This window comes from Limisalsivibrio acetivorans (genome assembly GCF_000421105.1).
GTDB classification, from domain to species: Bacteria; Chrysiogenota; Deferribacteres; order Deferribacterales; family Geovibrionaceae; genus Limisalsivibrio; species Limisalsivibrio acetivorans.
On the sequence record NZ_ATWF01000002.1, the window covers coordinates 61,722 to 78,856 of the forward strand.

14 protein-coding genes are annotated in these 17,135 nt (G+C 49.2%); 9 read left to right on the forward strand and 5 right to left on the reverse strand.

What is annotated here, in order from left to right; translation table 11 throughout:
- The 4 genes from K300_RS0111520 (at nt 1) to K300_RS15505 (ending at nt 5,877) form a co-directional block, all read left to right on the forward strand.
- Entirely contained in the window at nt 1–1,716 is a 1,716-nt protein-coding gene (locus tag K300_RS0111520) for a GspE/PulE family protein (protein ID WP_022851826.1), read from the forward strand.
- Nucleotides 1,717–1,727: 11 nt separating this feature from the next.
- Nucleotides 1,728–2,714, forward strand: a complete 987-nt coding sequence (locus tag K300_RS15495) for a diguanylate cyclase (protein ID WP_022851827.1) — start codon at nt 1,728–1,730, stop codon at nt 2,712–2,714.
- A 150-nt stretch (nt 2,715–2,864) separates the two neighbouring features.
- Nucleotides 2,865–5,459 carry a S8 family serine peptidase gene (locus tag K300_RS16330; RefSeq protein ID WP_022851828.1) on the forward strand — a complete coding sequence of 865 codons (2,595 nt, stop codon included), beginning with the start codon at nt 2,865–2,867 and terminating at the stop codon, nt 5,457–5,459.
- Between the two features lie 76 nt (nt 5,460–5,535).
- A complete protein-coding gene (locus K300_RS15505) occupies nt 5,536–5,877 on the forward strand; it encodes a cupin domain-containing protein (RefSeq protein WP_022851829.1) in 342 nt (113 codons plus the stop codon).
- 3 nt (nt 5,878–5,880) lie between these two features.
- Here the strand turns inward: K300_RS15505 and K300_RS16335 are convergent, their stop codons facing one another.
- Nucleotides 5,881–7,098, reverse strand: coding sequence for a S1 family peptidase (locus K300_RS16335; protein WP_022851830.1), 1,218 nt, complete (start codon nt 7,096–7,098; stop codon nt 5,881–5,883).
- A gap of 41 nt (nt 7,099–7,139) precedes the next feature.
- The gene (locus tag K300_RS16340) at nt 7,140–8,342 is read right to left on the reverse strand and encodes a serine hydrolase domain-containing protein (protein WP_022851831.1); all 1,203 of its coding nucleotides are present in this window, start codon (nt 8,340–8,342) and stop codon (nt 7,140–7,142) included.
- 83 nt (nt 8,343–8,425) lie between these two features.
- On the opposite strand from K300_RS16340, the gene htpG reads away from it, so the two are divergent.
- The 3 genes from htpG (at nt 8,426) to K300_RS0111560 (ending at nt 12,129) form a co-directional block, all read left to right on the forward strand.
- On the forward strand, nt 8,426–10,315 hold the full coding sequence (gene htpG / locus K300_RS0111550) for a molecular chaperone HtpG (protein WP_022851832.1): 1,890 nt from the start codon (nt 8,426–8,428) through the stop codon (nt 10,313–10,315).
- Between the two features lie 125 nt (nt 10,316–10,440).
- Entirely contained in the window at nt 10,441–11,070 is a 630-nt protein-coding gene (locus tag K300_RS0111555; protein ID WP_022851833.1) for a hypothetical protein, read from the forward strand.
- Between the two features lie 63 nt (nt 11,071–11,133).
- Nucleotides 11,134–12,129 (forward strand): CsgG/HfaB family protein, encoded by a 996-nt coding sequence (locus K300_RS0111560; protein WP_022851834.1) that lies wholly within the window; start codon nt 11,134–11,136, stop codon nt 12,127–12,129.
- Here K300_RS0111560 and K300_RS0111565 read toward each other — a convergent pair.
- Nucleotides 12,114–12,539, reverse strand: a complete 426-nt coding sequence (locus tag K300_RS0111565) for an acyl-CoA thioesterase (protein WP_022851835.1) — start codon at nt 12,537–12,539, stop codon at nt 12,114–12,116. The genes K300_RS0111560 and K300_RS0111565 overlap by 16 nt on opposite strands.
- A complete protein-coding gene (locus tag K300_RS15520) occupies nt 12,536–13,198 on the reverse strand; it encodes a 3'-5' exonuclease (RefSeq protein WP_081646986.1) in 663 nt (220 codons plus the stop codon). Before K300_RS15520 ends, K300_RS0111565 begins: the two co-directional genes overlap by 4 nt.
- A gap of 172 nt (nt 13,199–13,370) precedes the next feature.
- On the opposite strand from K300_RS15520, the gene K300_RS16345 reads away from it, so the two are divergent.
- A complete protein-coding gene (locus K300_RS16345; RefSeq protein WP_022851837.1) occupies nt 13,371–14,417 on the forward strand; it encodes a response regulator in 1,047 nt (348 codons plus the stop codon).
- 3 nt (nt 14,418–14,420) lie between these two features.
- On the opposite strand, the gene yedF is transcribed toward K300_RS16345, so the two are convergent.
- Nucleotides 14,421–15,002, reverse strand: coding sequence for a sulfurtransferase-like selenium metabolism protein YedF (gene yedF / locus K300_RS0111580; protein WP_022851838.1), 582 nt, complete (start codon nt 15,000–15,002; stop codon nt 14,421–14,423).
- A 141-nt stretch (nt 15,003–15,143) separates the two neighbouring features.
- Here yedF and K300_RS15530 point away from each other — a divergent pair, with 141 nt between their 5' ends.
- Entirely contained in the window at nt 15,144–17,093 is a 1,950-nt protein-coding gene (locus K300_RS15530; protein ID WP_022851839.1) for a sensor domain-containing protein, read from the forward strand.
- The last annotated feature ends 42 nt before the right edge of the window (nt 17,094–17,135 follow it).

Consider the following 17,135-nt stretch of genomic DNA (forward strand, 5'->3'; position numbering starts at 1 on the left):
ATGCTGAAAAAGTACAACGACAAATTCCTCGATCTTCTCGTAGAAGAGCGGGTACTTACGGAAGACGACAAGGGTAACCTCGTCAAGAAGTTCGACAATAACGCATCCGAGATCTTCGAGTTCCTTATCGAAGGGGGTGCGGCGTCCAGAGAGCTCATGGCAAAGCTCTGGGGGGACTCCCTAGACAAAGCCTATATCGAACTTGGACGCACAATGATGCAGGAGGAACTTCTGGACTATCTTCCGTCTGACTTCGCACGGAAGAACTATCTTCTGCCGTTGTACAAGTTTGGAGATGTAATAACCGTAGCCACCTCCGATCCTGAAAACCAGATGGCTATGCAGAAGCTTGAAGAGATATACGGGTGCAAGATAAGCACCGTCTTCGCCCTACCCGAGGATCTGGAAGATACACTTGAGATCACCTTTCAGGACACCTCCAAGGTTGATGAGTTTGTCAACAAGATCACGGTGGACTCCCTCTTCAAGGGAACCAGCAAAATCACAGCCGGACAGCTCCAGAGGATGGCGGGGGATCAGGCTATTATCGAGCTTGTTCGGGCCGTTATGCTCATCGGAATCAAAGAAGGGGCGAGTGATATACACATTGAGCCCCAGGAGAAGTTCACCCAGATAAGATACCGAATCGACGGAGTTCTGCAAACACTGCTTAAGCTGGATCTTGCTGTTCTACCAGGTATTTTGTCCAGACTAAAGGTTATGTCAAACCTGGATATAACCGAAAGAAGGCTCCCTCTGGACGGAAGAGCTGTACTAAAGCTTAAAAACCGCTCCATCGACTTCCGTATATCCACAACACCAAGCATATACGGAGAGAAGGCGGTTCTACGTATCCTTGGTCAAAAGGATTCGCGCTCCGTTCCGTCCCTCACAGACCTCAACTTCTCAAAGTTTATTTACGAAAGACTCAGCAAGATAATGGAAAACCCGAACGGGGTGTTCTTTGTAACCGGACCCACAGGCTCGGGTAAGACCACAACGCTCTACTCCCTTTTGAAATATCTGAACAGCCCGAATGTCAATATCATGACCATTGAAGACCCTGTGGAGTACCGCCTCCCCGGGCTTACACAGGTGCAGGTGAATCAGGATGTGGGGCTCGGCTTCACAAACGCTCTTCGTTCATTCCTCCGTCAGGATCCTGATATCATCCTAATCGGTGAGATACGGGATATCGAAACAGCCCGAATCTCCGCCCAGGCAGCACTTACTGGTCACCTCGTTCTTGCCACAATGCACACAAACGACTCCATGCAGGCGATAACAAGGCTCCTTGAGATCGGTGTGCAGCCCTTCCTTGTAGCTCCCTCTATGATAGGAGTAATGTCACAGCGTCTTGTTAGACAGATCTGCGACCACTGCAAGGAGCCCTACGAGCTAACACCCGAGGAGATTAACGAGCATTTCAACGACTGGGACGGAGTAACCACCGTAACATTCTATAGAGGAGCCGGATGCCCGAGATGCCATGGCTCCGGCTACAGGGGACGACTTGCAATCCACGAACTTTTGATAATTAACACAGAGCTGAGAAAGGTTATCGGCGAAGGTGCATCAATCCTTGAGATCAAGGACTTCACCAAGAAGATGAACTTTAGAAATCTGCGCTACGATGGCTTCAAGAAGATTCTCCGAGGGCTTACAACCCTTGAGGAGCTCAATAGGGTAACCATAGCCGAAGACGCACTGGAGTAAACCTCTTACCTATGAAGATACTTATAGTTGACGATTCTGATACCTCCCGCATGCTCCTTGAGACGATGCTCAGAAATGCGGGCTACGATGATCTGATAATGGCATGCTGCGCCAGAGAGGCGCTCACTATTCTTGGCATTGAAGGGGATGATGAAACCTCAGAACCCGATCTTATCCTTATGGATATAGTTATGCCCGACCTCTCCGGCATCGAAACAACAATGCTAATAAAATCCGAGGAGCGCTTCAAGGATATCCCGGTTATTATGGTCACCGTAAAGGAGTCCGAAAACAGCCTGGAGGAAGCCTTCGAAGCGGGAGCCATCGATTTTATAAACAAGCCTGTTACTAAAACCGAGCTGGGCGCCCGTGTGCGGTCTGTTTTGAAGCTGAAGAAGGAAACCGACCGGAGAAAGGCCAGAGAAAGGGAGCTTGAGGAGCTTACCCGAAAGCTTGAAAAGCTCTCCAACCTGGATGGGCTTACAGGCGTCGCCAACAGAAGAAGCTTCGACGACTTCTTTGAGGAGGAGTGGCTCAGGGGCCTTCGTTCCCAGACCCCCATATCCCTGCTAATGATAGATATCGACCATTTCAAGCTTTTTAACGACACCTACGGCCATATGCAGGGTGATGTATGCCTTAAAAGGGTTGCCGGAGCCATAAACAAGGCTATCAAAAGACCGGGCGACTTTGTGGCCAGATACGGCGGCGAAGAGTTTGTTGCTATCCTTCCTGATACATCCCTTGAAGGCGCCTGCCACATCGCAGATCTGATCATGGACTACGTGGAGGAGCTGAAGATAGAACATGAAAAATCCACAACAAACGATTTTATCACCGTAAGCATCGGCGTTTCCAGCATAACGCCACATCGAAGCATAAGCAGGGATACGCTTATTAATACTGCAGATTCAGCTTTATACAGGGCTAAGGAAGCTGGAAGGGGCAGGATTCTCTGCGAGAATGTAGCCTCAGATACGAATAATACCCCCTCTTAGTGTTGCAACGCCCTATCTACAGGGATAAAATATATAGCTGGAGTTAATAAGCAAAGATAATGGGAGTACCTTCCTAAACAATCGGCATGGTATCCCATTGCTTAGACAAGCTAAATACGAATTCCGGCACTAAATCCATTGGGGGAAATAATGAACAAAATCTCAAGACTTACCGTACTCGTAACAGTACTGCTGTTTTGTGCCGCAGCAGCCTACGCTTCGGGGGCACACGTTGTTAACAAATCCTCACTCCTTCTCAAGGCGGCCAGTAAGGGGAAGGTCCTTATCATCGCCGACTTTGAAGCGGAAAACTACTCAAAACTCGCTAAGACATCCGCATCTTTCGGAACAGCTACTCCATCGGGCAAGCTTCCAGCAGAAGCTCTTAAGGCTGACGCTGCACTGAAAGCATCTGTTTCAAAAGGAGCGGATGCTGTACTCTCCTCTATATCCGGAACAGACTATAATCTGGTTCGCAGATACAGCTTTATCCCTGCCCTGGCCCTTGAGGCATCTGTGGAAACCATCAATGCGCTCGCCAATAATCCCCGGGTAACCTACATAAAAGAGGATATCCCCCGCCCTCTTCCGCCGGTAACAAAAGTGGATGCACCCACCCTTGCCGATTCTGTCCCGCAGATAAACGCAGATGATGTATGGAACATGGGATATACGGGCAAGGACTGGTATGTGGCTATCCTTGACACAGGGATAAGAAGCTCCCACGAATTCTTCACCGGAAAGGATATCGTTGAAGTCTGTTTCTCATATGAAGGAAACTGCCCCAACGGACAGACATCAATGACAGGTACAGGAGCGGCAGCTCATTACCCCTCAAGCTATGCTGGATACTCCCATGGAACACACGTTGCTGGTATCGCAGCGGGTAAAAAGTCCGATGGTACCATGAGCGGGGTTGCCAAGGATGCAGACATCATCGCCATGCAGGTCTTCTCAATGTTTGAACAAGATCAACTCTGTGGTGAGGATCAGGATGGCAACTACAAGGACTGCGTTCTTTCATACAACTCGGATCAAATGCAAGCGCTTAACTGGCTCTACGAGAATAGAGCAAACTACAGTATCGCCTCAGCAAACCTCAGCCTTGGAGGGGGTCAGTATTCTGAGTTCTGTGATACAAGCAATCCCACCTATAAAAGTATCATCGATAACCTTATCTCTGCTGATATTGCTACACTTATCGCCTCAGGAAACGACGGATACTGCGCTTACGTTAACTCACCAGCATGTATCTCCACAGCTATCGCTGTGGGCGCTGTTACAAAGCAGGATGTCGAGACCGAGTTCACCAACTCCCACCCCACCATGGTGGATATCTTTGCACCCGGCGCCTCAATACTCTCCGCAGTACCCACATCGGATACCGACTATGAGGCATGGAACGGAACCTCCATGGCAACACCCCATATAGCCGGTGCATGGGCTCTTTTCAGGGACAGAAACTCCGGCGCATCCGTAAGCACCATAGAGACCCTGCTTAAGCAGTACGACCAGCCTGTAAACATGCTCTGTGATGAACCTTCGGATGCGGGAAGGGTTGATGTTCTTGCTGTTGTGAACAACCTCCAACCGGACGTAGACATCTCTGCTCCGTACAACATAGACATAACGATCAATGAAAGCTCCGCATATACAAACACAAGGGATGTCACATACTCCATAAGCGCACAGGACAACACAGGCGTAACCGGGTACTACATCTCTGAATCGAACACAGAGCCAACGCTTGGAAGCTTCAACTCCGTTACATCCACTACAAACTATTCCGGCACAGTAAGCGGAACACTCAGTGAAGGTGACGGTCTCAAAACGGTATACGTTTTCTTCCGGGATGCCGAGGGGAACATAGGTTTTTCCTCCGACACAATAACCCTGGACACCACAGCACCTGTTGTATCCAGCATTGACCCCGCAGATGGTGCAGTTAATGTATCCAGAGATGTCAGAATCGAGGTAACATTCAGCGAAACCATAAACGGTGTAACCATTGGAGACAACTCGTTCTTCCTGCAATCGATAACTCCCGTTGCTCACAAAGTATCGCTCAGCGCAACTTCGCTGAACAGGGCGGATGATTCGGACACATACTACTTCATACCTAATGAAGAGCTCTATTCTGGAACATCTTACAGACTCAGCATAACTACCGATATTGAGGATCTGGCAGGCAACAGTATGGCAGAGCTTTTCACCTCATCCTTCACCACCATCGCAAACGTTGAGTCGGAAAACGTCTCCACGGACAACGGAACCCTCACGGTTGGCATAGGCGCAGGTGATTTCGCAGGTGCGCCCTACTTTAACGGTGAATCCTACACCATAGAGAACTATGAGGTTATGTACGACGGCGGTCTTGAGTTTTCCGTTTATGTATCACCGGGCTCAGCCACCACAGTGACACTCAGCTTCCCCGAGATTCCCGATAATCCCGCACTCTTCAAATGCGATGGAGGAAGTTGTAGCAAGATAAACTCAGTGTTCTCAGGCAAAACAGCAACCTATACCCTTGTGGACGGAGGTAGCCTCGACGAGGACGGCGCAGAGAACGGAATCATAGTTGACCCCGTTGTACTCGCCGGCGGCGATGGAAGTGACGACGACGATGATACCGGCTCCGGCGGAGGGGGCGGTGGAGGATGCTCCGCTGCCGATAACAGCTCAAACGGATTTGCCTGGCTTCTGCTCGCACTTTCCGCTGTTCTTTTCAGAAGAAAGCGTGCATAGTTAGCAGACAGGTATAGACAATGCTTTTTGAAGGGCGCCGCTTATTATGGCGGCGCCTTTTTTATGAGGTATATAAATGCTTCTTAAGAAGAAAAATATTCAGTTCAGAAAAACCGAATACGATGGCGTTGAAAGGTGCGTCATATGGACAGCAAACCCAGCAGGGGGTTCCGCATACCTTAAGATGAAGACGGGAGCAAGATTTCCTGAACACACCCACCCGGGCAGGGAACAGATACTGCTTCTTGAAGGAAAACTCAGAGTGGGTATGAGCACACTCCGTCCGGGGGATTTCATCCTCACCGAGGCGGGTGAACAGCACGATCTTGAGGCGATGGAGGATTCCCTCCTCTTCGTATGCACAGAGAAGGGAATCAATATTATGAAAAAAGAGCCCCTTGTTCAGCAGAGGCCCTGAGCTCTAGCTCAACAGCCTTCTTCTAAAGATGTATAAAAGACCAAAAAGCCCAAGCGATAAGGGTAAGCCACCACCCCCTGCGGAACAACCTCCGCCGCCGCCACCGCTGTCATTCTCCGGTTCTCCCTCATAAGAGAGGGTAAAATCCATGGTTCTTACACTTGCGGGGTCTCCGCTCTTTGAGACGGTGAGGATAACATCCTCTCCATCCTCTACACCGCCGGAGTAACGCAGAAGAAAACCGCAGGATTCCCCTGCAGCAAGGGCAAAGGGGAGTTCGCCGCATGTATCATCCGTAGCAAAGGATAAGGATGCATTATCGGCCCCTTCTCCGGTGAGAGTTATATTGTCCACATAGGCAAAACCGTAGTTCTCTGACGTGACGGTTATCTCGGCAGGGTGAAGATTGCCTCTATCCGTGTTGTCGGATGCCACGGTGAAACCGCCCTCCACATGGCTGTGTATCCACTCTATATTGTCCGCCACACTGGCGTATACGCCGTAATACCCCTCAAGAGCACAGCTGTTCCCCCAGCTCACAACCCCGGCCTGAGCATACTCACCGTTATGATCCCTAACAAACATAGGACCACCGCTGTCACCCTGGCAGGCATCCTTCCCCCCTTCGGGGAACCCTGCACAAATCTCGTAACTATATATAATATCTTGATCATAGTCTTCACTGAATACTTCGTTGCAGACGGTATTGCTTACAATAGGGAGCTCCACCTGCTTCAGTATATCGGGATAGGTTGTTTCAGGGGGTATTGATGTGTTGCCCCATCCGATAACGGTGCTCTCCGCTCCCGGCTCTGCAAGTGGTTCTCTGCTGGCAAGGAGCCTTGCCGGTTTCTTTGCTGATTCACCAGATATCTTTATAAGAGCAATGTCCACATAGTCATCTTCGGTGTTGTACCCGGGGTGGCAGATAAACTCCTCGACGGCCTGATACTCACCTGTGGGTTCTGCAAGGTTGTATTCCCCAACATAAAGTTCGACATCTTCCGGCTGATCCCCCTCGCATACACAGTGCCCCGCTGTCAATACCCACCCCGGGGCTATAAGCGTGCCGCCGCAGTACTGATAGCCCCCCGCATAGTTAATGGACGTTATACTCTCCCATGTTTTCGGTGCGTCATACCCCCCGATTATGCGGGGTTTATCCGCAGAATAAACCGATAGGGGCAGAAGCAGTATAAATACAAGAATAAGTCTCTTCATCTAATCCTCCTTAACGACTAGCAAATTATAGCACCAGTTGTCTATTGTTTCACACCTTTACACAGCCCGAGGGCGGCATCGGCAATATCCCTTCGCAGCTCATTGATATTTGGATAAAAACCATTCTCATCAAGCCCTGCACTCTGTCTGTTGGTTAGTATAACAACGCTGAGCAGGCATTCAGGAACAGCAAAAACACTGACCCCCGTGAAGCCCGTATGACCAAATACGCCTGCTGGAGCAGTGCGAAGTTTCAGCGATGATCCCGTCATCATCCAGCCGTGCCCGTGTCCGTTATTGTCCGGCGTAAGAAACTCCCCCACCGTTCCCTTGTATATGATAACCCTGCCACGATGTACGCCGTTGGTCATCAGGAGACGAAGCATCGTATCTATATCTTGAGCACACCCGAAAAGCCCCGCATGTCCGGCAACACCTCCGTGGGCGGAGCCTGCATTTGCGTCATTAACAATCCCCGTAAACTCACCTATTCTCCATTTACGGAAGCTGTAAGGATCCTCACTACATTTGTAGCCGAATTCATCATCGCTGACCATTCGGTACTCGAAGTCGTTGCCAAAGGATGTGGATACTATGGGCCCAAGCCCTCTCTCAAGGGGGAGATACCCTGTACATTCAAGCCCGAGGGGCTTATAAAGCTCCCTTTCGATATAGTTATCGATACGCTCACCCGTCACAGCCTCAACGATGTAGCCGAGGAGCATAAACCCGAGGTCGCTGTAGTGCCTTTCCGCTCCGGGCTCCCATTTGAGCGGGTATGATGAAACATAGCTCTTCGCACCCAGAGGCTCCTCTGCATGATAGTATACTGGTATCCACTGGGCGAGTCCCGCCGTGTGGGTGAGGAGCATCCGGATTGTAACATTCCGCTTAACCCCTTCCTCAAACTCCGGAATATACCACCATACAGGATCATCAAGCCCAATGAGCCCATCATCCTTAAGAAGCATTATGGCGAATGTTGTGGAGAAGACCTTGGTGAGGGATGCCAGATCGAAGATGTGCCGGTGGACTATATAATGCGGTCGGTTAACCCTCCCCGATCTGCCGTATCCTTCGAGGTGGGCAATTTTACCATCCTTTGAGACCAGAACCACCGCACCACTGAACTTATTATCCTCTATCCCCCTCTTAACTATCGAATCTACACCGGAAATAGCGGAAAAAGCGGTCTGGAATATAAAAATGCTTAGGAATAAAACAAAAATTATGTTCTTATGCAACTTTGACCCCGAAAAACAGTTGATCTCAAACGTAACTATTGTATATTTTTTTCCGGTTATAGCAATGATTAGAGGAGGCATATATGGCAGAAACAGTACAATTCAAGGCTGAAGTAAAACAGCTTCTGGATCTTGTGGTCAATTCCCTTTATTCCCACAAGGAGATCTTTCTCAGAGAGCTTGTGTCCAACGCTTCGGACGCAATAGACAAGCTCCGCTATCTTTCAATCACAGACGAAAGCCTCGCCGAGGGTGATTCCGACTGGAAGATCAAGATCATCCCCGATGCGGAGAACAAGAGGCTCACCATCAGCGACAACGGTGTCGGCATGAACAAGGATGACGCCGTGGAGGCGCTTGGAACCATAGCACACTCCGGAACCAAGGAGTTCATCAAGGCTATGCAGTCCAAAGAGGTGCAGGAAAACCCCGAACTCATCGGACAGTTCGGTGTGGGCTTCTATTCCGCTTTCATGGCAGCGGACAAGGTCACCGTCGTAAGCCGTAAGGCTGGCGAAGACAAAGGGATCCGCTGGGAGTCCAACGCCGATGGAACATACACCATCGAAGAGGCGGAAAAACCCTCAAGGGGTACGGACGTTATCCTCGAGATGAAGGAAGATGCCGCCGAATACCTTGAGGAACACAGGATCCGCTCCATCATAAAGAAATACTCCGACTACATCGAATACCCCGTAACCATGGACGTGGAACGTGAGGTTCCCGTCGAAGGTGAGGACGAGAAGAAGGAGACGAAGATCGAGGAGGAAACCCTCAACTCGATGAAAGCGGTCTGGCTAAGAAGCAAGGACGAGATCACCGAGGAGGAGTACAACGAGTTCTATAAGCATATCTCCCACGATTTCACCGACCCCGCAGAGCATATTCACTTTAAGCTTGAAGGAACAACGGAGTTCACCGCCCTGCTCTACATCCCCCAGAAGGCCCCCTTCGACATACTCTATAAAGACTACAAGGCGGGCCCCGCGCTCTATGTTAAGAAGGTTCAGATCATGGACCACTGCGAGGATCTTCTCCCCCTCTACCTTCGTTTCGTGAAGGGTGTTGTGGACTCTAGCGACCTTCCGCTGAACATCTCCCGTGAGCTTCTGCAGAACAACCGCATGGTGGAGATAATCAAAAAGAACCTTACCAAGAAGGTGCTTGAGAAACTCAAGGATATGAAAGAGAACGATACCGAGAAGTACGAAAGCTTCTACGCCGAGTTCGGTCCTATCCTCAAGGAGGGGCTCCACTACGACTTCTCCCGCAAAGAGGAGATCGCTGGTCTTCTGCGTTTCAGCACCACAGATGAGAGCGGTGTGACCGATCTCGATTCATACATCCAGAGGATGAAGCCCGATCAGAAGGAGATATACTACATCTCCGGCGGAAGGCATGCAGACCTCCAGAAATCCCCCTATCTCGAAACCTTTAAGGACAAGGGGTACGAGGTTCTCTTCATGACCGATGAGATCGACGATATAGTCATCCCCGGCCTTGGCCAGTACAAGGAGAAAGAGGTTAAGTCCATCGTAAAGGGTGATATCGATCTCGGAGAGGACAGCGAGAAGAAGGAAGAGAAGAAGAAGGAGCTCGAAGGGCTTCTCGGTGCGGTTAAGACCCAGCTTGACGACAAGGTGAAGGATGTCCGCCTTTCCGGCAGACTCAAGGAGAGCGTATGCTGCCTTGTGGGGGACGACAACGACATGGACCCCAACATGATCCGCATCATGGAGGCGATGGGACAATCCGTTCCCAAGCCCAAGAAGATCCTTGAGATAAATCCCGACCACGAGCTTTTCGGCGAGATGAAGAAGCTGTATGAGACCGATTCGGACAGCTCCGTAATATCCGATTACTCAAAGCTCCTCTACAACCTCGCACTAATCCTTGAGGGGAGCCAGCCCGAGGATCCGTCAGTTTTCGCCGGCAGGATGAGCGATCTGATGGTAAAGGAGCTCAAAGGCTGAACATAAAACACAACTGATATATTCAACAGAGGGAGCCTGCGGGCTCCCTTTTTTTCCGCCTTCTTGTGCACGTTTCTTGCTATTTACCTCCTGCGGGTTCTTCTCATAAGTGAAAGGAGGAAAAAATGAACATAAACTCTGTAACCGCAGGGGAGGCTACCAAGCTGTTCGGCAGCCGAAACAAGGGTGTGAACGATGAATTCTCACGTGCTCTGGACAAAAGACTGGACGAGATAAGGAGCACTCAGGAAAGGATCAAATCGAAGCACGGCTCCTTCCATAAACCGATCACAATGCCCAATTCAGGCGGGAAAGCCATAACTCTCGAAAGTATCGCAGACAGAACAAAGCTTCTGGAGAGTGTTTTCAAGGAAACACTTGGCGATATCCTCAAGGATAGAGGTATCGACACCTCCACACCCTTTGAGCTTCGCACTGGAAGAAACGGAGGGGTAACCGTCACAGGTGAACACCCCCAGAAGGATCAGATAAACAAGATCTTCGAGGACTACCCCGATCTTGAAAACCTCTTCAGAGGCATCTCCTCAAACCACCACCTGATGGCCGCCGCCGAGGCATCGGAGCAGTTCCGCAACGACTATGCGGTTAATCCCGTTTCCGCTGTTATGAAGCACTCATACCTTTTTGACGGTTCGTTGAAAATCGATGTCTGGCTCAGGATCACCGAGGATGGTTTCACATGGGATACTGAGACCGAAGGTACCAACGAAGCTAAAGATACCAAAGCGGTTTGATATACTTGACACTCCCCGGACAGAATCTATAATAGAACAGATTCTTCACCGGGGAGGTTTACATTGCGTGTTCTTTTACTGGCTCTGCTTATTCTTGCCGCTGCATGCACACCCAGGGTAAAAACATCCGTTCTTCTCCCTGCGAACTTCCCCCACGCCGCAGAGCCTAAAACCGTTGCGGTTATGCCCTTTTCCGGCAATATGGGTGCGCAGGCTTCCGTTGCTCTCGAATCTGCCCTATCCTCTGTAAAGGTTGACGGACGTGAATACTTCACCATTGTAGACAGGGTCGCCCTCCAGAATATCGTGGACGAACAGAACCTTGCTATCTCCGGTCTTACGGAGAGCGGCGACCTCATGCGTGTTGGCGCACTGACCGGCGCAGAGGGAATATACACGGGCTACGCCTACTTCGACACCGAAACCAGCCACTTCCACAGAAAAGTAACAAGATGCGCACAACGGGATAAGGATAACAAATGTGTCCAGTGGGGGGAGTACAACGAACCCTGCACAAGGGTGAGCGTATCCGTATCACTGAACCCGAGGCTTACGGATGTAAGCACAGGAAGGGTGCTCTTCTCATACAAATACACCAAAAACAGATCCGCAGAAAAATGTGCCTCCGACACCTACTACTCCCTCCCCTCCTCCAGCGAACTAAAGAACAGAGCTCTCAACGCCATGATAAACGAGTTTATAACCGATGTTGCACCGCACACCGTTGTAATTGAGATTAAGCTCATGAAATCACCCGCACCGGAGGACAAAAAGGCAGAAGAACTGCTCAAGGCGGGGATCAGCTTCGCAGAAGAGAACCGGATGGATAGAGCATGCAGGCTCTGGCGGGAGGCGGAGGTTATCGGCAGAAGCGCCGCACTCCTGCACAATATTGGAGTATGCGAGGAGACAGAGGGAAACTACAATGAGGCTCTGAACTACTACAACTCTGCGGACAGGATGCTTATGGAGCCGGAAGATATTCTGAATGAATCTCTGAGAAGGATTAAAAACAGGCTGAGAGAGGTTGAGGAGCTTGAGGCTCAGCTGGCCAAATAACGCTCCCACTCTTCCTTGAAAATATCGGGTATGCCTATGAGCTTTCCAGTTTTCAGGTTAACAAAAGCTCCCGACTGCTCTCCACGGAAATGAAGCTTAGTACCTACGTATATCTCCATGGTGATAAACCATCTGAGCCTGTCCAGACCGGAGATCCACATAAGAGCCTCCGGCTCATCACCTATTCTAAGGGGTCTTTTGTAATGAGCCTGGGTCTTATTAACCACGGGACCTATGCAGAGCTCAACTTGCTTTGAAAGTGGATAATGCTCAATGAGCATATCGTTACGAAGATCCTCCATCCAGCGGATGTAGACAATGTTGCTCACAACGCCTGCGAAATCGATATCATAACTGCGTATTTCGGGTTTCCGTGATATCCCGAAGGGCTTTGAAGTTATATCGGTCATCCTCTGTCACCAACACTGCTCTCCTCTCTGGAGGAACACTCCTCCTCTTCAAACTGGCGGTAGTCGGTATCATCCTCAACCACTTTGGGATAGAGCTTCAGGCAGACCCAGGCATCCGTGGCGGCATAAACCCTCTGTTTGCGGGTGAGCTCAGACCTTGCCCAGTTCGTCTTCTGCATCGTTTTAACCAGCTTCATACCGAGGTATCTTGCCGCAAGGCTCCTTGCACCGAACTGGATTATCCCTTTAGCGGAGGCCATCTCACCGAGGTCGATAAAACCGCCTTCATCAAAGGTGTTCAATTCCTTAAGCTTCTTTATGTCATCCCTTATTCCGATCCCGACCTTCTTCGTATCCTCCGATTCCAAAAGATCTTTCATAGCAGAGGATATGCCGGTGGTGCCAAGCTGAAAAAGGTAAGCCTTATGCTCTGTGGATAGCTGTAGGAGTGAGACGGGATACATTACACCCTTCCTAAAGGAGGGGCGGCTTTCTGTATCGAAGCCTATCATTTCATGCTTCATAAGCACAGAAGCACACCTTTCGGCCTCCTGCTCAGTTCGCACAGTAACGATATCACCCTTAAAGCGAAGCGCCGGCAGGGAGGCGATATATTCCCTGCTCATTCTGTTTATCATTGGTTTCACTGTTCGTTCCATCGGTGTTTTTATAACATCATAAGTTTATTTCGTAAACAACTCCCTTCGCCATCGCCAAACTCTTCACCCATTATGCAGGATATGATCACAAAACCTAATTCTGGTGATTTACAATTTTGCACAAATATTCTATTCTTTTTTACAAGAATACAACAAAGAGGGCTGGATATTTATGGAAAGAACACGTCTGCTGATTGTGGATGATGAAAGCATTGTAATCGACCTCTATAAGGGGCTTTTCAAAAATCTTCAGGGCACTACCCTTGATAGTGCGTCGAACGGGAAAGACGCCGTCGAACTGGCCAGACAGAACAAGCCCGATGTGGTCATCATGGATTTCCGAATGCCCCAGATGAACGGCCTCGAAGCAACAAAACAGATCGTAATGATGCACCCTGAAACCATCGTTGTTATGACCACTGCAGAGGACGACGAAGAGCTGGAAGAAGAGATGCTTATGATCGGTGCGGTATCCTTCATCCGAAAGCCTGTAAACCTTAAGCTCCTCAAATTCACCGTGGGCAACTTCCTGGAGATTGCCAGAGCCAGAAAGTCCTCACCCCAGAAGGCTCAACCGGACCAAAACGATGAAAAACAAAAGGATGTAACCGTCCATGAAGAGCCCGAGGCTACCCCCGCAGAACAGCACGAGGCTACCGAAGCGCCTATAGAAGAACAGGAAAACGCTGAGCTTGATGATGTTCAAAGCAGGATGATAAGCTCTGATACGGTGAAGGTAACACCGCAGGAGTTCCTCGATTCCCTCAGTGAGGATATGCAGGAGGACATAGAGGACCTGGATGACAAACTGGATCTCGTAAGCTCTGTGGTCAATGATCTGCACCTGCACAACACCAGAGAAAACCAGCTCGCCGCCGCCTCTGCCTTCCAGGCGCTTGCCAAGGTGCTGAACATGTTCAGAGAGTTTCCCACACTGTCATACTCGCTCAACAATGTTTCATCCTTCATAAACAGCATAGATCCCGAAACCTTCACTGGTGCGGCAAAGACAAGGCTTGTCCACACCTTAAGCGACTTCGAGCAGGAGCTTTACACATGGAAGAGGAAGGTATTCGACGAACGAACAGCGGAGGATATCCACTTCAACGATATAACCTTCCTGAGCTTCAGCCTCCAGCTGGACTCCATCTTCGCAGATGAAAACGTGTACGCATCCGACGATGACGGAACCAGCTACGGAGACGTGGAGCTCTTCTAAGAACTATATACGGATAAGCTTGTCCGCTTTAAACATTTTGGTCATAACAGTATGAGCATCGGCGATCTTCCCCGCCCTCAGGTTGTCTGCAATGCCGAAATGCTCAAGGCATGTTCCACAGCAAAGCACCTCAACCCCCATATCCTCAAGCTCCTTGAGTACTGCAACGGTATCCTCATCGGAAACAGCCATACGCACCGAGGTGTTCACAAGGATAAGAGTCTCGGGGATGCTGTCCATATTCTTAACGTTGCCGAGGAAGCCCTTCATAAGCTTGCGCCCCAGTGTCTCGTCCTCAGCGCCAAGACATTCCCCTGATATATGCAGAACGATGCTCTCAGAACTTTCGGTAAGGACCTCATCGATGGAACACTCGTATCCCTTAACGATCTCAACCCTCCAGTTGTCCCCCTCCTGAACATTTTTGCAGGTGAAACCCTGGCTCTCTGCGAAGTTTTTAACATTAACCGAGGATGTAGAGTTATCCACAATAACGGTAACAACACCCTCCTCTATACTTTCCAATGCTTCCTTTGCCATAATCACAGGTTCAGGGCAAAGTTTTCCTCTGGCATCTACCTTCATTTCTCCTCCATAAATTGTCAAATATTTGCAAAATCACACTGATTACACAAACATTAACCGTATGTTCAATGTAAACGATTGAAGCTGTCCGAATATAAGTGTAGAATTATATTGATTATTTAATAATATTTAAAGAGAGACATGACAAGAAAAACAACGGAGCTGGTCCAGCTTATATCAAACATACTTGCAGGAACTGTTGCGGGATTCATCACTCTCGTATCCTCTTCGGCCTTCCAAAAAACGCTGATAGGTGCGAATGTTTTTGCGTTTAAGGGCTATATTATCCCCGCCGTATTCGGCATCATAGCCGGCGCTTTGACAGGTTACCTGTACAATCTGAGCACCAAAAATGCACGGGCTATTCAAGAAAAGAACATATTTCTCGAACATGAAATTGCGGAGAGGCTTAAAACCGAAAAGGAGCTTATTAAGATCTCCGCCGCCGTTGAGCAGAGCCCCGTCATGGTTGTTATAACCGATGAAAACGGCATTATTGAGTACGTAAACCCCGCCTTCGAGAACATCACAGGCTTCACTATCAACGACAAGATAGGCAATATACCCTGCATCCTCAGCAATGTTTGCGAACAAAATAATATAGAACATGAGGTTCTGAGGATCGTAAAAGAGCAGGATACATGGCGTGGAGATATTAAAAACAGAAAGAAAAGCGGCGAGGAATACTGGGAATCCGCAACGGTTTCCTCTGTTAAGAACAAATCTGGAAGTATAACAAACTACGTAATCATAAAAGAGGATATAACAGAGAAAAAAGCAGCGGAGGATCTCCTTAACTTTCAGGCATACCACGATCCCCTCACATCCCTGCCTAACAGAAACTCTCTGGAAAAGCGGCTTTCAGCCATAGAGGCAGAAAAAGACGGTGAACCGAACCAAGCGGCGCTCATTTATCTCGATATAGATAACTTCAAGGATCTGAACGACAGTCTCGGTCACGAGCTGGGGGATATGATCATAAAAGAGGTCTCCGAAAGGCTGGTTTCCATGTTCGATGAACAGTACGAGGTCTTCCGCTGGGACGGGGTAGAGTTCATCATACTACTCAGAAACATGAGCACCGCAAAGCTCAGCAGCTTCGCCACTAATATCCTGAACAGCCTCTCAAACAGGATATCCATAAACGGCCATGAAATCCACCTCACATGCTCCGCCGGCATGGCCTCCTGCCCAAGAGACACAGATGAACCGATAAACCTTGTCAAACTCGCCGATCTTGCCCTTAGCAGCAACAGAAAGGAACCTAGAAATACATACACATTCTACCGGAGTGAGATGAGCGTTCAGGTGAATAAGCGACTCGAGCTTGAGAATATGCTCCACTCCGCCCTTGAGAATAACGAGTTTACACTCTATTACCAGCCCAAGATCGATATGCGTATGAACGCCGTATACGGAACAGAGGCACTCTGCCGATGGAATAACCCGAAAAAGGGATTCATGCCCCCGGGTGAATTTATCCCTGTGGCTGAGCAGAGCGGGCTTATAACATACCTTGGTGAAAAGGTTTTCGATATGGCCTGCTCCCAGGCAAAGGATTGGAAGGATAGCGGATTTGACTACGGCTCGATCTCCGTAAACATATCACCCATACAGTTCACATCCAAAAACTTCACCAAGTCCATTGTGGACACAGTCCACCTATACGGCATAAATCCCGCAACCATTGAGCTGGAAATAACCGAAACCGTGCTGATGGATAACTTTGAATATGCGTCCAAACTCCTCCATGAACTGAACGAGGCGGGCTTCCCCATTTCCATAGACGATTTTGGAACGGGCTACTCGTCCCTCGGCTACCTTAAGAACCTCCCCATCGCAAACATAAAGATAGACCGTTCATTCATAACCGGCGTTCCTGCGGATTCCAGCAACGCTTCCATAGTCTCTGCCATCGTAAAAATGGCGGAAAGCCTGAACCTTAAGACAGTGGCCGAAGGTGTTGAAACCAAGGAACAGCTGGAGTTTCTCCTGTCAGTAAACTGCGATCTTCACCAGGGATATTTCTTCTCCCGCCCTGTGCCCCCCTCCGAGATAAAAAACACATACTCGACACTTTTGACAGTTTAAACAGTTGCAATAGTATAACCTATTATTATATTGTAATTAAGA